The 21,393-nt window shown below is 60.9% G+C and carries 20 protein-coding genes; 11 read left to right on the plus strand and 9 right to left on the minus strand.

Going from position 1 to position 21,393, the window contains the following annotated elements; translation table 11 throughout:
* Positions 1-158 precede the first annotated feature (158 nt).
* Together BMZ57_RS09130 and BMZ57_RS09135 are read left to right on the plus strand one after the other, a co-directional pair.
* A complete protein-coding gene (locus BMZ57_RS09130; RefSeq protein WP_010212395.1) occupies positions 159-869 on the plus strand; it encodes a response regulator in 711 nt (236 codons plus the stop codon).
* On the plus strand, positions 866-2,251 hold the full coding sequence (locus BMZ57_RS09135; protein WP_042570679.1) for an ATP-binding protein: 1,386 nt from the start codon (positions 866-868) through the stop codon (positions 2,249-2,251). Before BMZ57_RS09130 ends, BMZ57_RS09135 begins: the two co-directional genes overlap by 4 nt.
* Before the next feature lie 131 nt (positions 2,252-2,382).
* Here BMZ57_RS09135 and BMZ57_RS09140 read toward each other — a convergent pair whose 3' ends face one another.
* The 4 genes from BMZ57_RS09140 to BMZ57_RS09155 are packed head-to-tail and all read right to left on the minus strand — an operon-like array spanning position 2,383 to position 4,055.
* Entirely contained in the window at positions 2,383-2,583 is a 201-nt protein-coding gene (locus BMZ57_RS09140; RefSeq protein ID WP_003189235.1) for an SEC-C metal-binding domain-containing protein, read from the minus strand.
* Positions 2,580-3,062: an LEA/WHy family protein gene (locus BMZ57_RS09145; protein WP_021492408.1), complete on the minus strand. Its 483-nt coding sequence runs from the start codon at positions 3,060-3,062 to the stop codon at positions 2,580-2,582. The genes BMZ57_RS09140 and BMZ57_RS09145 overlap by 4 nt, the downstream gene beginning before the upstream one ends.
* Before the next feature lie 20 nt (positions 3,063-3,082).
* Complete coding sequence (locus BMZ57_RS09150; protein ID WP_010212389.1) at positions 3,083-3,553, minus strand: YchJ family protein; 471 nt, start codon at positions 3,551-3,553, stop codon at positions 3,083-3,085.
* Positions 3,554-3,557: 4 nt separating this feature from the next.
* Positions 3,558-4,055, minus strand: a complete 498-nt coding sequence (locus tag BMZ57_RS09155) for a DUF6231 family protein (RefSeq protein ID WP_010212387.1) — start codon at positions 4,053-4,055, stop codon at positions 3,558-3,560.
* Between the two features lie 190 nt (positions 4,056-4,245).
* Between BMZ57_RS09155 and BMZ57_RS09160 the strand changes: the two genes are divergently transcribed.
* Positions 4,246-4,941 carry a PA1041 family peptidoglycan-binding anchor lipoprotein gene (locus BMZ57_RS09160; protein ID WP_010212386.1) on the plus strand — a complete coding sequence of 232 codons (696 nt, stop codon included), beginning with the start codon at positions 4,246-4,248 and terminating at the stop codon, positions 4,939-4,941.
* A gap of 160 nt (positions 4,942-5,101) precedes the next feature.
* On the plus strand, positions 5,102-5,860 hold the full coding sequence (locus BMZ57_RS09165) for a hypothetical protein (RefSeq protein ID WP_010212385.1): 759 nt from the start codon (positions 5,102-5,104) through the stop codon (positions 5,858-5,860).
* A 119-nt stretch (positions 5,861-5,979) separates the two neighbouring features.
* On the opposite strand, the gene BMZ57_RS09170 is transcribed toward BMZ57_RS09165, so the two are convergent.
* Entirely contained in the window at positions 5,980-6,444 is a 465-nt protein-coding gene (locus tag BMZ57_RS09170) for a CopD family protein (protein WP_042570682.1), read from the minus strand.
* Positions 6,445-6,543: 99 nt separating this feature from the next.
* On the opposite strand from BMZ57_RS09170, the gene dinG reads away from it, so the two are divergent.
* From dinG to BMZ57_RS09200, 6 genes are all read left to right on the plus strand, one after another.
* A complete protein-coding gene (gene dinG, locus BMZ57_RS09175) occupies positions 6,544-8,688 on the plus strand; it encodes an ATP-dependent DNA helicase DinG (RefSeq protein ID WP_010212383.1) in 2,145 nt (714 codons plus the stop codon).
* An 89-nt stretch (positions 8,689-8,777) separates the two neighbouring features.
* The gene (locus tag BMZ57_RS09180; protein WP_010212382.1) at positions 8,778-11,075 is read left to right on the plus strand and encodes a beta-galactosidase; all 2,298 of its coding nucleotides are present in this window, start codon (positions 8,778-8,780) and stop codon (positions 11,073-11,075) included.
* Between the two features lie 80 nt (positions 11,076-11,155).
* On the plus strand, positions 11,156-12,301 hold the full coding sequence (locus BMZ57_RS09185; RefSeq protein ID WP_021492394.1) for an EstA family serine hydrolase: 1,146 nt from the start codon (positions 11,156-11,158) through the stop codon (positions 12,299-12,301).
* 143 nt (positions 12,302-12,444) lie between these two features.
* Complete coding sequence (locus BMZ57_RS09190) at positions 12,445-13,587, plus strand: OmpA family protein (RefSeq protein ID WP_069672335.1); 1,143 nt, start codon at positions 12,445-12,447, stop codon at positions 13,585-13,587.
* 27 nt (positions 13,588-13,614) lie between these two features.
* A complete protein-coding gene (pdxH, locus tag BMZ57_RS09195; protein WP_045791231.1) occupies positions 13,615-14,262 on the plus strand; it encodes a pyridoxamine 5'-phosphate oxidase in 648 nt (215 codons plus the stop codon).
* Between the two features lie 269 nt (positions 14,263-14,531).
* Positions 14,532-14,996 (plus strand): outer membrane lipoprotein, encoded by a 465-nt coding sequence (locus tag BMZ57_RS09200; RefSeq protein WP_003189251.1) that lies wholly within the window; start codon positions 14,532-14,534, stop codon positions 14,994-14,996.
* 725 nt (positions 14,997-15,721) lie between these two features.
* On the opposite strand, the gene nhaA is transcribed toward BMZ57_RS09200, so the two are convergent.
* Entirely contained in the window at positions 15,722-16,915 is a 1,194-nt protein-coding gene (gene nhaA, locus BMZ57_RS09205) for a Na+/H+ antiporter NhaA (protein WP_010212376.1), read from the minus strand.
* A gap of 217 nt (positions 16,916-17,132) precedes the next feature.
* Between nhaA and BMZ57_RS09210 the strand changes: the two genes are divergently transcribed.
* Positions 17,133-18,227 carry a PLP-dependent cysteine synthase family protein gene (locus BMZ57_RS09210; protein ID WP_010212375.1) on the plus strand — a complete coding sequence of 365 codons (1,095 nt, stop codon included), beginning with the start codon at positions 17,133-17,135 and terminating at the stop codon, positions 18,225-18,227.
* 43 nt (positions 18,228-18,270) lie between these two features.
* On the opposite strand, the gene BMZ57_RS09215 is transcribed toward BMZ57_RS09210, so the two are convergent.
* The 3 genes from BMZ57_RS09215 to BMZ57_RS09225 all read right to left on the minus strand — a co-directional run bounded on the left by BMZ57_RS09215 (position 18,271) and on the right by BMZ57_RS09225 (position 21,358).
* Positions 18,271-19,884, minus strand: coding sequence for an NAD(P)/FAD-dependent oxidoreductase (locus BMZ57_RS09215; RefSeq protein WP_010212374.1), 1,614 nt, complete (start codon positions 19,882-19,884; stop codon positions 18,271-18,273).
* A 106-nt stretch (positions 19,885-19,990) separates the two neighbouring features.
* Positions 19,991-20,662 carry a COG3650 family protein gene (locus BMZ57_RS09220; protein WP_021492391.1) on the minus strand — a complete coding sequence of 224 codons (672 nt, stop codon included), beginning with the start codon at positions 20,660-20,662 and terminating at the stop codon, positions 19,991-19,993.
* A gap of 96 nt (positions 20,663-20,758) precedes the next feature.
* Positions 20,759-21,358: a short chain dehydrogenase gene (locus BMZ57_RS09225; protein WP_010212372.1), complete on the minus strand. Its 600-nt coding sequence runs from the start codon at positions 21,356-21,358 to the stop codon at positions 20,759-20,761.
* Between the last annotated feature and the right edge of the window lie 35 nt (positions 21,359-21,393).

Consider the following 21,393-nt stretch of genomic DNA (forward strand, 5'->3'; position numbering starts at 1 on the left):
GTTCGGTAGTCTAAAGAGCGTTTTCCCCTGCCATGCCCCGGGTTTGTATCGCTGATGCGTGATTATGGTTTCCTACAACATTCCATTACATTTGCCTGCACGGCTGGCTGAACTTTCGGCTATTTGCTGCGTTTCATTGTTTTTTGGATTGACTGCCCATGGCCAAGCAAGACCACCTGCTGATCGTTGATGACGATCCGCAAATCCGCCAGTTGCTCTGCGACTACCTGAGCGACGCCGGCTTCCAGGTCTCCACTGCGGCCGACGGCAAGGAAATGCGCCGCCGCCTGGCGCTGAATGTCATCGACCTGATCGTTCTCGACCTGATGCTGCCCGGTGAAGACGGCCTGAGCCTGTGCCGCGAACTGCGGGTGAACTCAAACACGCCGGTGGTGATGCTCACGGCAAAAGGCTCGTTGATCGACCGCATCGTCGGCCTGGAAATCGGCGCCGACGATTACCTGCCCAAACCGTTCGACCCGCGCGAACTGCTGGTGCGGATCAAGGTGGTGTTGCGCCGGGTGCAGAGCTTTCCCGACCGTGCGCGCCTGGATGAAGCGCCGAGCATCCGTTTCGCAGGCTGGCAGCTCGACACGCGGGCGCGGCAGTTACTGTCGCCGGAGGGGGTGGTGGTCAGCCTGGGCAACTCCGATTACCGCGTGTTGCGCCTGCTGTTGCAGCACCCCAATCGCCCGTTGAGCCGCGACTTCCTGCTCAATCACGTGTTCGACAAGGACAGCACGCCGTTCGACCGTTCCATCGATGTGTGCGTCAGCCGTCTGCGCTCGCAACTGCCGGCCAATGTGATCAAGACTGTGCGCAACGAAGGCTACATGCTCACCGCCGACGACGTTGTGCTGGAATCGTGAGACTGCTGCCGCGTTCGCTGTTCGGGCGGTTGGTGCTGATTTTGGTCAGCGGCATGCTCGCGGCGCAGGCGCTGACCAGCAGCATCTGGTACGACCGGCGCCACGGGCAGGTGCTGGAAATCCCTGCGCGCTTGATCGCCACGCGCTTGGCGGACGTGGTGCGGCTGGTGCACGGCGACCCGCAACAGGCGGACCTGCTGATCAAGATGCTCGACACGCCGACCTTCCGCCTGACCCTCAGCGACCAGGCCAGTAATACGCCTAGCACGCTTCACGACAGCGACCGGCCCACCGAACGGTTGATCAAGAAGGTATTGTCGGAAAAAACCGGTTACGCCCAGACGCTGATCCTGTTGCGCCTGTCGCTGGTGGATGCCGAAGGGCAAACCGCCGGGCTGTCGACCCTGCTGGGTTCAAAACCGGTGGTGGGGCAGTTTCTGATCGACCTGCGCCTGCCCGACGGCCGCTGGTTGCAGGTGGATGCCAGCGAAGAACAGGGCTGGACCAGCACCTCACCGCTGGACCTGTTGTTCGATTACGTTATGCGCATTTATTTGCTGCGGGTACTGGTATTGGTGCTGATCGCTCTGGTGGCGGTGCGCCTGGCGATCCGCCCGCTCAACGCGTTGGCCAAGGCGGCCGAAGCCCTGGGCAGGGATATCCAGCGTCCGCCGTTGTCGGTGGATGGCCCTACCGAAGTGCGCCGTGCCGCCCAGGCCTTCAATGCCATGCAGCAGCGGCTGATCGCCAACATCGCCGAGCGCACGCGGTTTCTTGCGGCTATTTCCCACGACCTGCGTTCACCGATCACACGCCTGCGCCTGCGCACCGAGATGCTTGAGGACAACCGCACCAAGGAACGTTTTCGCAGTGACTTGGAGGAAATGGAACAGATGGTGGCCAGTACGCTGGATTTTGTCAGCAGCGGTGAAATCAACGAGGCACGGCAGAACATCGACATCAATGCCTTGCTGCAAAGCTTGCAGGCGGATCTGCAGGATGTGGGCGAGAACGTGGTGATCGAAGGCCGCGCAAAACACCCACTGCCGGGGTACGCCCGCAGCCTCAAGCGGTGTGTGCAGAACCTGCTGGAGAACGCGGTGCGTTATGGCCGCGATGTGACGGTGCGGGTCGAGGACCAGGCGGATAGCTTGACGATCATTATCAGCGACCGAGGGCCGGGGATTCCCCAGGCACAGCTGGAGCAGGTGATGGAGCCGTTTTATCGGGTAGAAGGCTCACGCAATGCCGAGACCGGCGGGTATGGGCTGGGTTTGAGCATCGCTCACACCATCGCCAAGGCGCATGACGGGCGGTTGAGCTTGCGTAATCGGGAAGGTGGGGGCCTTGAGGCGGAGCTGCGATTCCAAAGCAAATCCTGAATGTGAAGTGCAATCTAAATGTGGGAGCGGGCTTGCTCGCGAAAGCGGACTTTCAGTCGATGCATCAGGTGACTGACACACCGAATTCGCGAGCAAGCCCGCTCCCACACAAGCCCGCTCACATTTGGGCCTTACGCCCCGTGGCACTTCTTGAATTTCTTCTCGCTGCCGCACGGGCAAGGATCATTGCGACCCACGTCCTTCAAGGCGTTGCGCACGGGCTCCTGGTGAGCATGGCCGCAGTTCGGGCCGTGGACATGGCCGTGGTCGTGATCATGGTGATCGTGATCGTGGTTGCAGTCAGGACCATGGACATGGGGTTGCTGAGTCATCGATGTCGCTCCGGAATAAAATCGCCGGGGATTATCTCGCCATTGTGGTTCACCTGCACGTCATAACCGATGAATAATCCGGTTTTCAGCTCGCCATCCAAGCGATACGGCACAGGCCGGTCGGGATTTTTCAGCATCTGCACCACATCACGGATCTGCGGCCAGAGGTTGGTGCGCACCGACACCCGGAAAAACTTATGACTGCGCGGCGGCACGGTGAGCCATTCATTGGACTCGCCCTCAGTCAGCACGAAGTCGCCCAGGGTGACCTTGTAAATCAAACCGCGCACAGTCAGGTCGGCGTCGTCGCGGTTATCCACGCGAAAGTACAGCTTGAATTTCTGCTCCAGCAACTTGGCGCGCACCACTTCGACTTTCACCAGCGACACGTGGGGCGGGGGGGAGTCGTCTTCAAACCACGACGCGCAACCACTCAAACCGAGGGCTAACGCCAGCATCAAGCTGTACATCCGAAGCATGGCGTTAATCCTTAGCGTTTTTAGAGGTAGCTGGAACAGCACTTCTTGAATTTCTGCCCACTGCCGCACAGGCAGGCATCGTTGCGTCCGGCCTTCACTTCCACGGTCGGGTCGATGAAGTACCAGCGCCCGTCATTCTGTACGAAAGAAGACTGCTCGCGGTGGCTATGTTCGCCGTTGCTGTCGTGCCAGCGCGCGGTGAAGGTCACGAACGCGTGTTCCGGCTGGCCGCCGAACACCTCGGAGCTTTCCACCTCAAGGCCGAGCCAGGTGCTCTGGGCACTCCAGGCGGCGATGGCATTTCGGTCCAGCCCGGCTTGTTGCGCGGGCAGGGTGGTGGCGATCAGGTAATCCACCAGGCCCAAGACGTAGGCGCTATAACGCGAACGCATCAACGCGGTGGCGCAGGGTGCCGGGTGGCCGGCGTGATAATGGCCGCAGCAGGCATCCAGCAGGTTGCCACTGCCGCAGGGGCAAATGGATGTACTCATCAGGTTACCACCAATACTTTCCGAAGTTTTCCGGGTTGGCCCAGAAGCGGGCGTTGAGCCAGTCCGGCACCTGTTTATAGTCAAGCAGATCATAGGTAAACAGCGTGAGAACCTGCTCGTCGCGCTGGAATCGCTCACCGGCCTGCAGGGCCAGGGAGAAAAAGTCCGTGTCCTTCCAGTCGCAGGCGCCCAGGTCCACCAGCACCGCAATGCGGCTGGCATTCAGGTTACGGATGCCGCCGAGCAGCGTCAGGCCTTGCGGTTTTGACAGGTGCTCCAGGCAGTCCACCACCAGCGCCAGGTCAAACCGCTGTGCGGCAAGCTCTGTGGGCAACGCGCCCGGTGCCGCGACGGACACCTGGGTATCCGGGTGGGCTTTTTGAAAAGCCTCCAGCGCCGGGAACTGGCTGGCGCCCAACAGCAGCAGGCGTTTGGGCTGGTGCAGATCGAGCAAGGCGGCCAAGGCTTGCTGAGGTGTACGGGCAGAAATACCAGCGGTCATCAGAGATCCTCACATCGGGACCATAGAGACTAGCGCGGCTGAGCGTGCGGGCCTAGAGCGGGTGGCGGCGAAAAGTCCTACGAATGCGGCGATCCTCAATGAATACAGGGGCGCGGCGTAGTGGCGCAGATGAAAAGAGCCGTCTTTACTCCACCCATCGGCCCCCGCCGATCCCCTCAGGAGAAATCAGATGAGCATCATGCGGACAGCTCTACCCTTGGTTCTGCTAACCGGAGTATTGACAGGTTGCGCAGGTTTGCAAAAAACCGATTGGCCCACCTGCGCCGCCATTGGCGGTGTGACCGGTGCGGCGATCGGTGCCACTGAAAGCTCGGCCTATGCGGGCGCTGGTGCGCTGCTGATCGGCGGCATGGCCGGTGCCTATTGCTGGGTGCACGGCGATGGTGATGAAGACGGTGATGGTGTGCCGGATAGCCGCGACAAGTGCCCAGGCACGCCAAAAGGTGTGCAGGTGGATGCCAATGGTTGCCCACCGACACCGCCACCGGCCGTGGTTGAGGAAGTGCTGGTGGTCAAGGAAGAAACCATCGTGATCCGCGATGTGCACTTCCAGTTCGACTCGGCCAAGCTGACGGCGGCGGACAAAACCAATCTCGACACCATCGCCACGCGCTTGAAACAGGAAGCCCCGACCGCCCAGTTGCGGGTCAGTGGGCACACCGACAGCGTCGGCAACGACGCCTACAACCAGAAGCTTTCGGACAAACGCGCCCATTCGGTGACGGACTACCTGATCGGTGCCGGTGTGCCGCGCAGCAATTTCGTATCGGTGACCGGCGCAGGTGAAAGCCATCCTGTAGCGGATAACAAAACCGCTGAAGGCCGCGCCTTGAACCGCCGCACCGAAATCCAGATCAACCGCTGACGGCCCTTGCCCCTGTGGGATCCACAGGGGCATTGCTGCCAATCCTCCCCCTTTATCATCTTTTTTGATCCTTCACTGGCAAAGCGCCTGTGGAAGTCGTTACTGTGCGTCCAAAGAAAAACTAGAAATATTTTTTGAAAATTTTCAGGGGAGCTCCACGATGCGTAAGGTTCTATTGCTGGCCCTGTTGGTCAGCCCCGTTGCCCTGGCCCAGAGCGTCAGTGTTGAAACCAACTCGTTGATGCGCCTGCCCAGCAGCACCAGTGTGTTGCAACTGGAGCGCTTGGACGTGGCGGACTACGGCACGTTGTTGATTCCGGCCACCATCAGCCAAGTCACCGTGGATGAACTGCACCTGGGCCGCGACGCCCGTATCGCCATCGTGCCCGGTAACACTGCGCTGCAATTGCAAGTGCGCCATGCGCAGTTGGATCACGGCAGCCAGATCACCTCACGCGGCGCTCCCGGCACCCACGAAAAGCCGGCCAAGGCCGGGCGTGACCTGACGTTGCGCATCAATTCGCTGGTAGCCGAAGAACTGTCGGTGGACGCCCGTGGCGGCGCCGGTGCCCAAGGTTATGCCGGGCTGGATGGCGCCAATGGCGAAGACCCGGGCTGCACCTGGGGCTCGGCCGGTCGTGGCGCCAATGGCGATAACGGCGGTGACGGTTTGCCAGGCGCGGCGGGTGCGCAGGTGCGGGTCGAGCTGCCGCAGGACTTCCCGGCGCAGCAGATCAAGGTGTGGGTGGATGGCGGTGCCGGAGGTTTGGCTGGCACAGCGGGCAAGCCCGGCAAGGGTGGCCAGTCCAAAGGCTGCCTGGTGTACCGCGCTGATGGCGGCGAGAAAGGCCGCCCAGGGTTGGAAGGGCAGCCAGGGCCGGCTGGGCCTGCAGGCACTGTGACAATTCAGCGGCTGTGAGTCGTTTGGGCTGACGTCTTCGCGAGCAAGCCCGCTCCCACATTCGACCGCATTCTCATGTTGGAACTCGGTCAACTGTGGGAGCGGGCTTGCCCGCGAAGAGGCCCTGAAGAACACCCTTATAACATCGGCCGAGCCGAAGCAATCGCCACCACCACCAACCCCACGATCAAATTGATCCCCACCAACCGGCGGATCTGGCCCAGCACCGCAGCCCCTGCCGGCCAATCCTCAGCCGCCACCGCCGTGCGCAATTCCGGGAATTTCAACGCCTGGATACGGATAAACAACGCCGTCATCACCAGATACAACCCCATCATCACCTGCACATACCGCGGTGCCGTCTCAAACCCGTTGAAGCGCAATTGCAGCAAGCCAATGCCGCTGATCGGCAAAATCGCCACCGCGACCCACACCCATACGAAAAAACGTTGAAACACATTCGCCCATAACCTGAGGCGGGCCGGGCCCTCAAGTGCCGCGACAGCGGCGGGGCGCAGGATCATCCAGGCGAAAAACATACCGCCGACCCATACCAGGGCGGCCAATACATGCAGGGTGTAAACGAGGCTAAACGCGGTCATTGTGGTACTCCGTTCTGCGCGGGATTCATTAGCGGGGTATGATAGCCGCCGATCCGAACCACTGAAAATTTATCCAGCGTTTTTTGCGCCCGACTATCCATGATCAGCACTGAACTCAAAACCACGATCCAGGGCGCCTACTCGCGTTTTCTCGAAGCCAAGAGCTTGAAACCGCGCTACGGCCAACGCCTGATGATCGCCGAAGTGGCCAAGGTCCTCGGGGATATCGACACCGACGACGAAGGTCGCCGCGAGGGTGAGCCCGCGGTCGTGGCGGTCGAGGCTGGCACCGGCACCGGCAAGACCGTGGCCTACAGCCTGGCCGCGATCCCCACCGCCAAGGCCGCCGGCAAGCGCCTAGTGATCGCCACCGCCACCGTCGCCCTGCAAGAGCAGATTGTCTACAAAGACCTGCCCGACCTGATGCGCAACAGCGGCCTGAACTTCACCTTCGCCCTGGCCAAGGGCCGTGGCCGCTACATGTGCCTGTCCAAGCTCGACGTACTGTTGCAGGAAGGCCATGCGCAGACCGCCACTGCCCAGCTGTTCGAAGAAGAAGGCTTCAAGATCGAAGTCGATGAGGCCAGCCAGAAGCTGTTCACCAGCATGATCGAGAAACTGGCCGGCAATAAATGGGACGGCGACCGCGACAGTTGGCCCACCGCCCTGGAAGACGCCGACTGGGCACGCTTGACCACCGACCACAGCCAATGCACCAACCGCCATTGCCCCAACTTCGGTCAGTGCGCCTTCTACAAGGCCCGCGAAGGCATGGGCAAGGTCGATGTGATCGTCACCAACCACGACATGGTCCTGGCTGACCTGGCCCTGGGCGGCGGCGCAGTATTGCCGGACCCGCGTGACACCCTCTATGTCTTCGACGAAGGGCACCACCTGCCCGACAAGGCCATCGGCCACTTCGCCCACTACACGCGCCTGCGCTCCACTGCCGACTGGCTGGAAACCACCGCGAAGAATCTCACCAAGTTGCTGGCCCAGCACCCGCTGCCCGGTGACCTGGGCAAGCTGATCGAACAGGTGCCGGAGCTGGCGCGGGAGATCAAGACCCAGCAGCAATTCATGTTCAGCGCCTGCGAGCAGGTGGCTGATTTCAAACCCGGCGAAGACGTCGAGGGCCGTGAGCGGCCGCGTCACCGTTTTGTCGGCGGGTTGATTCCCGAGCACATGCGCGAAATGGGCATCGAGCTGAAGAAGGGTTTTTCACGCCTGACCGACCTGTTCACCCGTCTCACCGACCTGCTCAAAGAGGGCATGGACGGCGAGGTCAATATCGGCATCGCCAGCAACCAGGCCGAGGAATGGTATCCGTTGTTCGGCAGCCTGTTGTCCCGTTCCCAGGGCAACTGGGAGTTGTGGACGGCCTTTACTGTTGAAGACCCGGAAGACAACCCGCCCATGGCGCGTTGGTTGACCCTGTCGGAAAGCGGTGCGCTGTTCGACATCGAGGTCAACGCGAGCCCGATCCTGGCCGCCGAGATGTTGCGCCGCAACCTGTGGAACGTGGCCTACGGCTGCCTGGTCACCTCGGCCACGCTGACGGCCCTGGGCACTTTCGACCGCTTCCGCATGCGCGCCGGCCTGCCGAAAAAGGCCGTCACCGCGGTGGTGCCCAGTCCGTTCCATCACGCCGACGCCGGTGTGTTACGGGTGCCGGACCTCAAGGCTGATCCACGGGATGCGGCGGCCCACACCGCTGCGATCATCCGTGACCTGCCAGAGCTGGTAGAGGGTTCACGCGGTACGCTGGTGCTGTTCTCGTCGCGCAAACAGATGCAGGACGTGTTCGACGGCCTCGACCGTGACTGGCGCAAGCAGGTGTTTATCCAAGGCAACCTGTCCAAGCAGGAAACCCTGAACAAGCACAAGGCGCGCGTTGATGGTGGGGACTCCAGCGTACTGTTCGGCCTGGCGAGTTTTGCTGAAGGTGTGGACTTGCCGGGTGCCTACTGCGAGCACGTGGTGATCGCCAAGATTCCGTTCTCGGTGCCGGACGATCCGGTCGAGGCGGCCTTGGCCGAATGGATCGAAGCACGGGGCGGCAACCCGTTCATGGAAATCTCGGTGCCGGATGCTTCCCTGAAGCTGGTCCAGGCCTGCGGTCGCTTGCTGCGTACCGAGGAAGACCGAGGCACCATCACCTTGCTTGACCGCCGTTTGGTCACCCAGCGCTATGGCAAGGCTATCCTTAATGCCTTGCCGCCGTTCAGGCGCGAAATTTCTTAAGCCACAGTGGGCGGATTCGCCCACTTCGTGGTCTATCTGACTGTCATTCATCAGGCCATTCATCGGCCGCCTGGGAGAACCTTGCTCGTATGATTCGCACGCTGCCCGCCCTTTTTGCCCTGCTGTTCGCCGCGCCCTTGATGGCCGCGCCTGCAGGGCAACAGACCCTGTTCAATTTCGTCCGGCCTGCCGATGTGGTCAAGGTGGCGACCCAGGACGCCAGCCTGCCGCAATACAACGCCGAACAGACGCCTGAAGGCGAAGTGCTGCGCCGTATCACGTTCAACCCGGCTGCCGAACCGAGCCTGGTCCTCAGCCCACAGACCGGCGCCTGGGACTGGTCCCAGTCGGGGGCCATGAGCCTGCGCATCCAGAGTGCGATGGATTGGGCATTGACGCTCTACGTCAAGGTGCAGAGCAACGACGGCCGTACCCTGGTCAGCCGCATCGACCTGCCGGCGGGTCCGGCGCAGACCCTGCTGGTCCCATTGCAAGCCAATTCACCATTGAGCCAGGGCATGAAGGCCGGTCCGCCGATGCCGATCACTGTGGACGGCCAGCGGGTATTGCTGGCCAGCAGCGCGGGTGAAATCGACCGCAGCCAGGTGGTTTCGGTGACTTTGTCGATGATCAAGCCCAACGCCGCCCAGAGTATCTTGCTGGAGCGCTTTGGCGTGCAGGACAGCGAGCCCGTATTGAAGGCTGCCTACAGCGAATTGGTGGATGCCTATGGTCAATCCACCCGTGCGCGCTGGCCGGAAAAAGTCAGCAGCGACGAGCAGCTCAAGGCTGCCTCCGCCAAGGAGCAACAGCAGCTCCAGGGCTGGCTGGCCACGCGGGATAAGTCCGCCCTGGATCAGTACGGCGGCTGGAACAAGGGCCCCGCGTTCGACGCCAGCGGTTTTTTCCGCACCGAGAAGCGCGACGGGCGCTGGTACCTGGTGACGCCGGAGGGGCATCCGTTCTACTCCCTGGGCGTCAATACCGTGGCCCCGGACAACAACCAGACCTACGTGTCCGGTCGTGAATGGATGTTTGCGGCGCTGCCCAAGGCCGGCGAACCGTTCGACAAGTATTACGGCAGTGGTGACAACCGCACGGGCAATGGCGCAGGTGAGGGCCGCAGCTTTGGCGCCGGGCGCTGGTACGATTTCTACGGCGCCAACCTGCAGCGCACCTATGGCGGTGAAGGTTTTGACCAGAAACGCTGGACCACTCACACCCTCGACCGCCTGCAAGCCTGGGGTTTCAATACCGTGGGCAACTGGAGCGATGGCGACCTGGCCAGCGCCGACCGCGTACCCTATACCTTGCCGCTGTCGATCGTCGGCGACTACACCAGCATCAGTACTGGCACTGACTGGTGGGGCGGCATGCCCGACCCGTTCGACCCGCGCTTTGCCATGGCCACTGAGCGCGCCGTGGCCATCGCTGCTCGCGATCATCGCGATGATCCGTGGCTGATCGGTTTCTTTGCCGACAACGAGTTGGCTTGGGCCGGCCCAGGTGATGATCCGAAGTCCCGCTATGCCTTGGCCTATGGCACCTTGCGCATGACCACCGACGTCCCGGCCAAGCGTGCGTTTCTCAAGCAACTGCGCGACAAATACCGTAATGAGGAAGGCCTGTCGAAAGCCTGGGGCATCGAATTGAAGGGGTGGGAACTGATGGAAGACCCGGGCTTCGAACCGCCGGTGCCCAACCCTGAGCACCCGGAAATCGAAGCGGACTTCAAGTACTTCCAGAAGACCTTCGCCGATGCCTATTTCAAGACCATTTCCGATTCGCTGAAGTGGCATGCGCCGAATCAACTGCTATTAGGCGGTCGTTTTGCGGTCAGCACACCGGAAGCCGTGGCGTCCTGTGCACAGTATTGCGATGTGCTGAGCTTCAACATGTACACCCTCAAGCCGCAGGACGGTTACGACTTCGCCGCCCTGCGTGCGCTGGACAAGCCGGTGTTGATCACCGAATTCAACTTCGGCTCGGCCGACCGTGGGCCTTTCTGGGGGGGCGTGACGCAGCTGGCCCGTGAGGAAGACCGTGGCGCGGCCTATGGCAACTTCTTGAAGCAGGCCATGGCCGAGCCGTCGATCGTTGGCGTGCATTGGTTCCAGTACCTGGATCAGCCGGCCACCGGGCGTTTGCTGGACGGTGAAAACGGCCATTTTGGCCTGGTAGGCATCACCGACGTGCCGTTCCAGGGCTTTGTCGACAGCGTACGCAAAAGCAACCTGGCGGCCGTCGATCAACTGGGCAAGGAAGCGGAAAAGGCCAAGGCAGCGGGGGCTGTGCGTGAAAGCGAAGGCGGCAGGGCCGGACACGAGGGCAAAGGTCCGGGGCAGGGCGCCGGACATGCGGGCGGGCACTCTGGAAATGGTCATTGATTGAGTGCTGACGGGTTCACAAAACCCACAAGGGCTGGAACAATGTCGGCCACTTTTTTGATGTTTTCGAGGGCGCTCAGGTGCAGATTCAGGGTCATTACGAACTCCAGTTCGAAGCGGTACGTGAAGCCTTCGCCGCCTTGTTCGATGACCCTCAGGAGCGTGGTGCCGGGCTCTGCATCCAGATCGGCGGTGAAACCGTTGTCGACCTGTGGGCCGGTACCGCCGACAAGGACGGTGTCGAAGCGTGGCACAGCGACACTATCGTCAACCTGTTCTCCTGCACCAAGACCTTCACAGCCGTGACGGCCCTGCAGCTGGTGGCCGAAGGCAAGTTGCAACTGGACGCACCCGTGGCCAACTATTGGCCGGAATTTGCTGCGGCCGGGAAAGAAACCATTACCCTGCGCCACTTGCTCTGCCACCAGGCTGGTTTACCGGCGATCCGCGAAATGCTCCCCACCGAGGCCCTGTACGACTGGCAACTGATGGTCGACACCCTGGCGGCAGAAGCCCCGTGGTGGACGCCCGGCCAAGGCCACGGCTACGAGGCGATCACCTACGGCTGGCTGGTGGGTGAATTGCTGCGTCGCGCCGATGGGCGCGGGCCGGGAGAGTCAATCGTGGCGCGGGTTGCACGGCCACTTGGGCTGGACTTCCATGTGGGCCTGGCGGATGCAGAGTTTTATCGCGTGGCACATATAGCGCGCAGCAAAGGCAATATGGGCGATGAAGCCGCACAACGTTTACTGCAAGTAATGATGCGTGAACCTTCGGCCATGACCACACGTGCATTTGCCAATCCGCCGTCTATTCTGACCAGTACTAATAAACCTGAATGGCGCCGCATGCAGCAGCCGGCGGCAAATGGTCACGGTAATGCACGCAGCCTGGCAGGCTTTTATAGCGGTTTATTGGACGGTAGTTTGCTTGAAGCCGATATGCTTGAACAATTGACCCGCGAACACAGTATCGGGCCGGATAAAACATTATTGACACAAACCCGTTTTGGCCTGGGCTGCATGTTGGACCAACCGCAGCTGCCCAATGCCACCTTCGGCCTTGGCCCGCGTGCATTCGGGCATCCCGGCGCAGGCGGCTCGGTAGGCTTTGCCGACCCAGAGCATGATGTAGCGTTTGGTTTCGTGACTAATACATTGGGACCTTATGTACTTATGGACCCCCGGGCGCAGAAGTTGGTCGGAATATTGGCCGGTTGTCTGTAAACCTCTTGCTGTTTCACGATTTTTTGTTACAAAGGCAAGTATAAGAAGACGCTGAACGAAATGATCTAACTTTGATGTTCTGTAAGCGTCTGTTTAACGGGTCATCCAGACCCCCGTTTCTTTTCTCATTTTGTGGATATCTCATGTTATCGAACAAGTCCTTGGCACTGGCGCTATGCCTCACTATTACCGGCTGCGCACAAACTCCACAAAATGATGCCGAGGGCGGGCATTGGTGGTCATTTGGATCTGACAAGGCCGCGACCAAGGACGCAGTGACCCAAACCGACGTCAAGCCAGACGCCAAGCCGGCTGCGGGTGCCAAGCCTGTAGCACCGGTAGCCGCCACCGCCGCGCCGGCGCCAGCCGCCAAAGCTGACACCGGCTCCAGCTGGTGGCCGTTCTCTTCCAAGAGCGCCGACGAAAAGGCCGCCGATGCCAAGGCTGACCTGAAAGCCGATCTCAAGGCCGCCGAGCCTGCCACTGCCCCGGCCGTCGCCAAGACAGACAGCGAAACCCGCTGGTGGTGGCCGTTCGAAAGCAAACCCAAGCCATTGGCCAAGGTCGACGTGACCAACGTGCCAATGCCTGACCCGAAAATCACCCAGGCCTGGTTGGACGACTATGAGCCGCGCCTGCGCGCCGCCATCAAGGACAGCAACCTGCAACTGGAGCGGCGCGACAACGTGCTCGTCGTGATTGCGCCGGTAGACGGTTCCTACAACCCGAAACGCCCGACCATGCTGCTGCCGGTCACCCTCGGTCCGTTCACGCGCGTTGCCAAGGCTGTTGAAGCCGATCCCAAGACCGCCGTGCTGGTACTCGGCCATGTGGATGCCACCGGCACCGCCCCGGCCAGCCAAGCGCTGACCAAAGAGCGTGCACAATCCATCGCTTCGATCTTCAGCCTCAGCGGCCTGAAGCAGGATCGCCTGATGTTGCGTGGCATGGGCGACCTGATGCCCCGTGCCGCCAACGACAGCAATCAGGGCCGTGCCCTGAACCGTCGCATGGAAATCATGTTGACCCAGCGCACCACCATGCTGGCGCTGCTGAGCAAGTACCAGTCGGGCAAGACCCCGCCTGTCGCCGAGATGGTTGCGGTGCAGAATGTTCCCGCTCCGACTCCGGCTCCAGCTGCCAAAGCTACGGCTAAAAAGGCGCCAGCCAAGAAAGCCGCCGCCAAGCCAGCCGCCAAGAAAGCCCCGGCCAAGCCTGCTGCCAAAAAGCCTGCGCCGGCCAAAGCCAAGGCTGCGGCACCGGCTAACGACCAGGCCAAAAACTGATCCGCTGAACCAGAAGGATAAAGCCGCATGACCCAGGCACTGGCCGATATGCGCCGTGACTACACACGGGATGGTTTGAGCGAGGCCCAGGCCCCGAGCGAGCCATTTGCCTTGTTCCATCAGTGGTTTGCTGACGCGGTGAAAACCGAGCAGCCACCGGTGGAGGCCAATGCCATGACCCTGGCCACGGTTGACCAGGACGGTCGCCCGCACTGCCGCATCCTGCTGCTCAAGGGCCTGGACGCGCAGGGTTTTACCTTCTTTACGAACTATCAGAGTGCCAAGGGCCAGCAGCTCGCGGCGCGGCCCTTTGCGGCCATGACCTTCTTCTGGCCGACCCTGGAGCGCCAAGTGCGGATCGAGGGGCGGGTGGTGAAAGTCACGGCTGAAGAGTCGGACGCTTATTATCAGGTCCGCCCGCTGGGGAGCCGACTGGGCGCCTGGGCGTCGCCGCAGAGCCAGGTCATTCGTGATCGAGAGGAACTGCAGGACCTGCTGAAGGCCACCGAACAGCGTTTCAGCGAAACCCAGCCCGACTGCCCTGAGCATTGGGGTGGCTATCGCTTGCTGCCGGAGCGCATCGAGTTCTGGCAGGGTCGTGCCAGCCGTTTGCATGACCGTCTGAACTATCGCCTGCAAGGGGCCGACTGGACCCGCGAACGCCTGGCGCCCTGAGCTGCACCTTTCGTCATTTCCGTTGAATGCATCCCGTCACTCCGACGTCTCTATTCCAGAGACGTCGGACGTGTACTGCCGCGCCGAGTTCTCGGCGACCGTTGCGACTACAATCAATGTAAACCTTGAAGGTAGAACTACCGTTCGTCGAGTTTTCTGGTGTGGGCAGTCTGTACTAAGGCTGAATGAAAGCAATTTTTTGCGGTGCTTGCCGTGACAGGCGTCAAGCTGCAGCGTTTAATGACCACCTGTCCTTTGGAGTTGATGCTATGCGTAAGTCAGTTTTACTGGTTGCCTGCTTTACCACCCTGTCGTTGCTGCTGGGTGGCTGCGCCTCGAGTCTGACCGGCGACTCGTATTCCCGTGACGAAGCGCGTCGTGTACAGACCGTGCGCATGGGGACCATCGAATCCCTGCGTCCGGTAAAAATCGAAGGTACCAAGACCCCAATCGGCGGTGCAGCCGGCGCAGTCATTGGCGGCGTTGGCGGCAGCGCCATCGGCGGCGGCCGTGGCAGCATCGTGACCGCAGTGATCGGCGCCGTCGCTGGCGGCCTGCTGGGTTCGGCCACCGAAGAAGGCCTGACTCGCACTCAAGGTGTGGAAATCACCGTTCGCGAAGACGACGGCAGCATGCGTGCCTACGTGCAGGCTGTGCAGGAGAATGAAATCTTCCGCATTGGTGACCGTGTGCGCATCATGACTGTTGATGGTACTAGCCGCGTTACGCGTTAAGCGCTGGTTGTAGAACTACAAAACCCCAGCCGGGTGACCGGTTGGGGTTTTTGGTTTTATGGGGTGTGGCCGGGTTGAACTGCAAAAAATGCAGGCATTAAAAAACCGCCTTAGTAGGGCGGTTTTTTATTGCGAACCCGATTATTGACGGGGCTGCGACTTCAAAGATGCATTGACCTGCGGCCGGGATAGTACCTCCGGTCACACCGTCATGCAAGGTTGAGAGAAGTCGACGAAGGCCATTCTTGACGCTTTTCTGTTTTCAATTTTTACTGCAAAAAATTGCAATAGATCTCATAAGCAGTACTGGATATTTAACCACTTTTCGTCACACCTTCATTCGGGAGATTCGTTAGGCTCCCCCTTGTTCTACGTTTTTCGCTAATAGGCGAGCCGGGTACGCGCGCGAATTTTTGGACTGATCGCCACGGGCTAGTAAGCCGTGCCGGATTCATGCGGGAAGCCCATCAACCCGGCCGCCTCAAAGATGCATTGACCTGCATCCAAAGGCTCACGTGTTCCGGTAAGTGCGCTGGAGGTAAGGCCTAACGTTAGGAGGGCCGAGTATGTCGAAGTTTGCACGACGTACGTGGAACCTCGTAGTGAATAGCCTGCGTGTCTACCACGTGTGGGTATTTCTGCGGGACAGCTTCGATGACCGGTAAGGTCTGAAAAGTGGAGCCGCCTCGGTTTAAGCCGAGGCGGCTTTTTGGTTTTCGGCGCTGTCAGTTCAAACCTGAAGTTTCGGCCTTCTTGCGACTCGCCATCGCCGTCACCGCATAACCAATACACGCGGCCAATATCGACCCCGTCAGAATCCCCATCCGGTCCTCCCCAGCAAACTCACTGGCACCCGGCACAAACGCCAGCGAACCGACAAACAGGCTCATGGTAAAGCCGATGCCGCAGAGGATCGCCACACCAAACACCTGGCCCCAGTTGGCGCCGTTGGGCAAGGCAGCGAGGCCGGTCTTGATGGCCAGCCAGGTGAGGCCAAACACACCCACGGTCTTGCCGATCAACAAACCGGCGGCAATGCCCATCGGCACATGGTGAGTGAAGCTTTCCAGGCTGACGCCGGTCAGGGATACGCCGGCGTTGGCGAAGGCAAACAGCGGCAAAATACCGTAGGCCACCCACGGGTGAAGCGCGTGTTCCAGCGTGAGCAGCGGTGAGGGCTCGGCGTTCTTGGTGCGCATCGGGATGCAGAATGCCAATGTCACACCCGCAAGCGTCGCGTGAACACCGCTCTTGAGTACGCACACCCACAGGATCAGCCCAATGATCAGGTATGGTCCGAGCTTGATGACGCCCAGGCGGTTCATCGCAATCAAGGCAACCAGACAGGCAGCTGCGCCCGCCAGGGCGGCGCCGGACAGGTCGGCGGAATAGAACACGGCAATCACGATGATCGCGCCAAGGTCGTCAATGATCGCCAAGGTCATCAGGAACAGCTTCAGCGACACCGGCACGCGCTTGCCCAGCAAGGCCAGCACGCCGAGGGCGAAGGCGATGTCGGTCGCCATGGGAATCGCCCAGCCGGAGAGTGCGGCGGGGTAATCCTTGTTGATCGCCCAGTAGATCAACGCCGGCACGACCATGCCGCCGATAGCCGCTGCGCCGGGCAGTACCACTTGCGAGGGCTTTGACAGGTGGCCGTCGAGCAACTCACGTTTGACCTCCAGACCTATCAACAGGAAGAACAGGGCCATCAGGCCATCGTTGATCCACAGCAAGGCCGGTTTGGCGATTTTCAACGCGCCGATCTGCGCCACCACCGGTACATCAAGAAACGCAGCGTACAGGTGCGACAAAGGGGAGTTGTTGATGATCAACGCCAGTGCCGCAGCCGCGATCAATAACAGACCGCTGGCGGCTTCCAGCTGGAAGAAACGGGTAAAAGTGCTACGCAGAGGCAAGGGATGCTCTCCAATCCAGATTCAATAGGTGGGTACCCTAACCCGTACCGTTAGTTGTTAAAACAAAAGTTATATTCTTATTTGTTATAAGCGACGGTTTGGAATGACGTTGCGATTGAACCTAGCAATTGTGCGCCCGATTGAATCGGTACTGTATCTGTGTGACACGTAGGAAACCCCCTAAAATCAGGGCTTACACCCTTTAGAGAAACTCTCCATGAGTGACCATCGTCCCTGGGCTCGCGAAGCCATTCGCATCATTGAAGCTGACTTCCAGCGCAGCGCGGACACGCACTTGATCCCTTTGCCGCTGCCGGGGTTGCCGGGCATCGAGCTTTACTTCAAGGACGAGTCCAGCCACCCCACCGGTAGCCTGAAGCATCGGCTGGCGCGTTCGCTGTTTCTCTACGCGCTGTGCAATGGCTGGCTCAAGCCGGGCGCGCCGGTGATCGAAGCATCCAGCGGTTCGACGGCGATTTCTGAAGCCTACTTCGCGCGCCTGCTCGGTCTGCCGTTTATTGCGGTGATGCCGGCCACCACGTCCCAGGAGAAAATCGCGCAGATTGCCTTCTACGGCGGCAAGAGCCACCTGGTACAGGATCCCACGCAGATCTATGCCGAATCCGAACGTCTGGCGCGGGAAAGTGGCGGTCACTTCATGGACCAGTTCACCTACGCTGAGCGCGCCACCGACTGGCGGGCAAACAACAACATCGCTGAGTCGATCTTCCAGCAGATGCGTTTCGAGCAACATCCAGAACCGAGCTGGTTGATCTCCAGCCCCGGTACGGGCGGCACCACCGCGACCCTCGGTCGTTATGTACGTTATCGCCAGCATTGCACCCGCGTGTTGTGTGCCGATGCCGAACGCTCGGTGTTCTTTGATTTCTACCAGAGTGGTGATGCCAGTTTGCGCCTGGACTGCGGTTCGCGGATTGAGGGCATTGGTCGGCCACGGGTCGAGGCATCGTTTTTGCCCAAGGTGATCGATGCGATGGTCAAGGTGCCGGATGCACTGTCGCTGGCGGCCATGCACTACCTGGCCGAGCGGTTGGGGCGGCGGGTCGGCGGTTCGAGCGGGACTAACCTGGTTGGCGCTTTGGTGGCGGCGCAGCAGATGAGAGCGGCGGGAGAGTCGGGCTCGATTGTGGCGATCTTGTGTGATGGCGGTGAGCGCTACGCCACAACTTACTACGATCAGGCCTGGCTGGCGGGGCAGGGGTATGCGCTGGACGGGTTGATTGCGGCGGTTGCGGCCAGTGTCGAGCGCGGCGAGCCGTTGCCGGACAGTATTCTGCGCGCCAACATTTAACGTTGTAGAAGCCCGGCGAGCCGGGCTTCTACAAGGGAATGTGTCAGGCTTGCAGGCCCAACATGTCCCGCGCCAACGCCTCGGCAATGCGAATCCCATCCACACCTGCCGACAGAATCCCTCCGGCATAACCGGCGCCTTCCCCCGCCGGGAACAGACCTTTCACGTTCAAGCTCTGCATCGATTCGTTACGGGTAATCCGCAGCGGCGACGAAGTACGCGTCTCAATGCCGGTCAACACGGCATCGTGCAGCGAGTAGCCTTTGATCTGCTTCTCGAACGCCGGCAGGGCTTCGCGGATCGCTTCGATGGCGAAGTCCGGCAAGGCCAGCGCCAAGTCGCCCAGGGAAACGCCTGGTTTGTAGGACGGTTCCACGCTGCCGATCGCTGTGGACGGCTTGCCGGCGATGAAGTCACCCACCAACTGCGCCGGCGCCTCGTAGTTGCTGCCACCGAGGACATAAGCGTGGGACTCCAGGCGCTCCTGCAGCTCGATACCTGCCAGCGGACCGCCCGGGTAATCCACCTCCGGAGTGATGCCGACCACGATGCCGGAGTTGGCATTGCGCTCGTTGCGCGAATATTGGCTCATGCCGTTGGTGACCACGCGGTTCGGCTCGGAAGTCGCCGCGACCACGGTGCCGCCTGGGCACATGCAAAAGCTGTAGACCGAGCGGCCGTTCTTGGCGTGGTGCACCAGCTTGTAGTCGGCGGCGCCAAGTTTCGGATGCCCGGCGTATTTGCCCAGGCGCGCGGCGTCGATCAGTGATTGCGGGTGCTCGATGCGGAAACCCACCGAAAACGGCTTGGCTTCCATGTACACACCGCGGCCGTGGAGCATGCGGAAGGTGTCGCGGGCGCTGTGACCCAGGGCCAGGATCACGTGCTTGGACAGGATTTGCTCGCCACCATCGACGACCACGCCGTTCAACTGGCCGTCCTCGATCAGCACGTCGGTAACCCGCTGCTCGAAACGCACTTCACCGCCGAGGGCGATGATCTGCTCGCGCATGTTCTCTACCACACCGGTCAGGCGGAACGTACCGATATGCGGCTTGCTGACGTAGAGGATTTCTTCCGGTGCACCGGCCTTGACGAACTCGTGCAGGACTTTGCGGCCGTGGAATTTCGGGTCTTTGATCTGGCTGTACAGCTTGCCGTCGGAAAAGGTCCCGGCGCCACCTTCCCCGAACTGCACGTTGGACTCTGGGTTGAGCACGCTTTTGCGCCACAGGCCCCAAGTGTCCTTGGTGCGCTGGCGTACTTCCTTGCCGCGCTCAAGGATGATCGGCTTGAAGCCCATTTGTGCCAACAACAGCCCGGCAAAGATCCCGCATGGGCCGAAACCCACTACGATCGGCCGTTCAACCAGGCCTTCCGGCGCCTGGCCCACGACTTTGTAGCTGACATCTGGCGCGGGGTTGACGTTGCGATCATCGGCGAACTTGAGCAGCAGGGCGGCTTCGCCCTTAACATTCAAGTCGACGGTGTAGATGAAGCACAGCTCCGACGATTTCTTGCGGGCGTCGTAGCTACGCTTGAACAGGGTGAAATCGAGCAGGTCATCACTGGCGATGCCCAGGCGCTGCACGATGGCGGGCCGCAGGTCTTCTTCGGGATGGTCGATGGGCAGCTTGAGTTCGGTGATTCGTAACATGACAGGATCCGGTAGGCGGCGGGCTCGGAGGCCGGCTGTTTTGCAAACCGGCGATTATAAGCCTCAATGGCGGTTTCCCGTCATGTTAAAACAGCGTGGGGTCGCGTCAGTCGTCGCGCGAGCCGCCGAACGACGCGCAACCGCGCTGCACCTGGCCGTTGACGCGCAACTCGGCGGTCATGTGTTGCAGGCTGCCGCTGACCGGGTCGACGCAACGCTGCGGGGCTACCCACAATTCCACGTGCTGGTTGTTGGCTTCGGTCATCAGGTTGAAGCGGCCGTCACCGATTTGTTCTTCCACATAGGGCACCGCCAGTGGCGGCTGGCCTTCGCGCTCCAGCACCAGGCCCTTGGCGGTGACGTTCATCACCCAGGTCGGTTTGTGGCCGTTGGCGCGCAGGATCATGCGTTTGAAGTCCGGGTCGTCGCAGGCCGACGTCGAGCGCTCGACGCGGTAGAGTTGTTGCAGGTCGACGCTGCCCTGGGTGCCGCTGGCGACCCCGGAGAACTTGCCACGCAGGTCGGCAAACAACGCGCCTTGCTCGCCGGCGAGGGAGGCCGCTTCCTGCAGGATGCTGGTGCCGCCGGTGTCGTTGACCACGTAGTTGCGTTTGTCATTGCACGGCTGGAACAGCAGTTTGCCGCCGACTGCGGTGAGTTCGCCCTGCATTCGGGTCAGCCCGGCCGTAGAAGGCTTGGCCGGATCGTTATCGAACATCTGGCAGGCGCCAAACAGGGGAAACAAGGCAAGTAGGGCAAGGGTATGGGCGGCACGCATTATCGGGTCTCCAGACAAGTGCCGCCACGTTACGCAGGCCTGCGCTGCATCACAACCCCGCCCGTTAGCTTCAGGTAATTCTGACAGGCAGCCTGATCACCCCACGATAAACGTCTGGCCGGTCTGCAAGCCTTCCACACTTTTTGCGTAGGCCAATGCCACGTCGGCGCCCGGCGCCGGTTTGTAGCCACGGAAGTACGGTGCGTAGCTGTCCATGGCTTCCAGTAACACCGTCGGGCTCACCGAGTTGACACGCAGGCCACGTGGCAGCTCGATTGCCGCTGCTTTGACGAAAGCATCCAGCGCACCATTGACCAGCGCAGCTGAAGCCCCGGTGCGAATCGGGTCGCGGTTCAGAATGCCACTGGTGAAGGTGAATGAGGCGCCATCGTTGGCGTATTCGCGGCCGATCAGCAGCAGGTTGACCTGGCCCATCAGTTTGTCACGCAGGCCCAGTTCGAAATCGCCTTCGCTCATCTCGCCTAGCGCCACGAACTTCACGCTGCCTGCCGCACAGACCAGGGCATCGAACTTGCCGGTCTGTTCGAACAGTTTGCGGATCGACGCGCTGTCGCTGATATCCACCTGGAAGTCACCGCTGTTGCGGCCGATGCTGATCACGTCGTGACGCTGGGCCAGTTCCGCCTTGATCGCTGAACCGACAGTGCCGCTGGCGCCAATCAATAGGATTTTCATGGTGCTGTTCCTCCAGGGAGTTAAGTGAGGGTTCA

Origin of the sequence: Pseudomonas simiae, from assembly GCF_900111895.1 — a bacterium.
GTDB classification, from domain to species: Bacteria; Pseudomonadota; Gammaproteobacteria; order Pseudomonadales; family Pseudomonadaceae; genus Aquipseudomonas; species Aquipseudomonas simiae.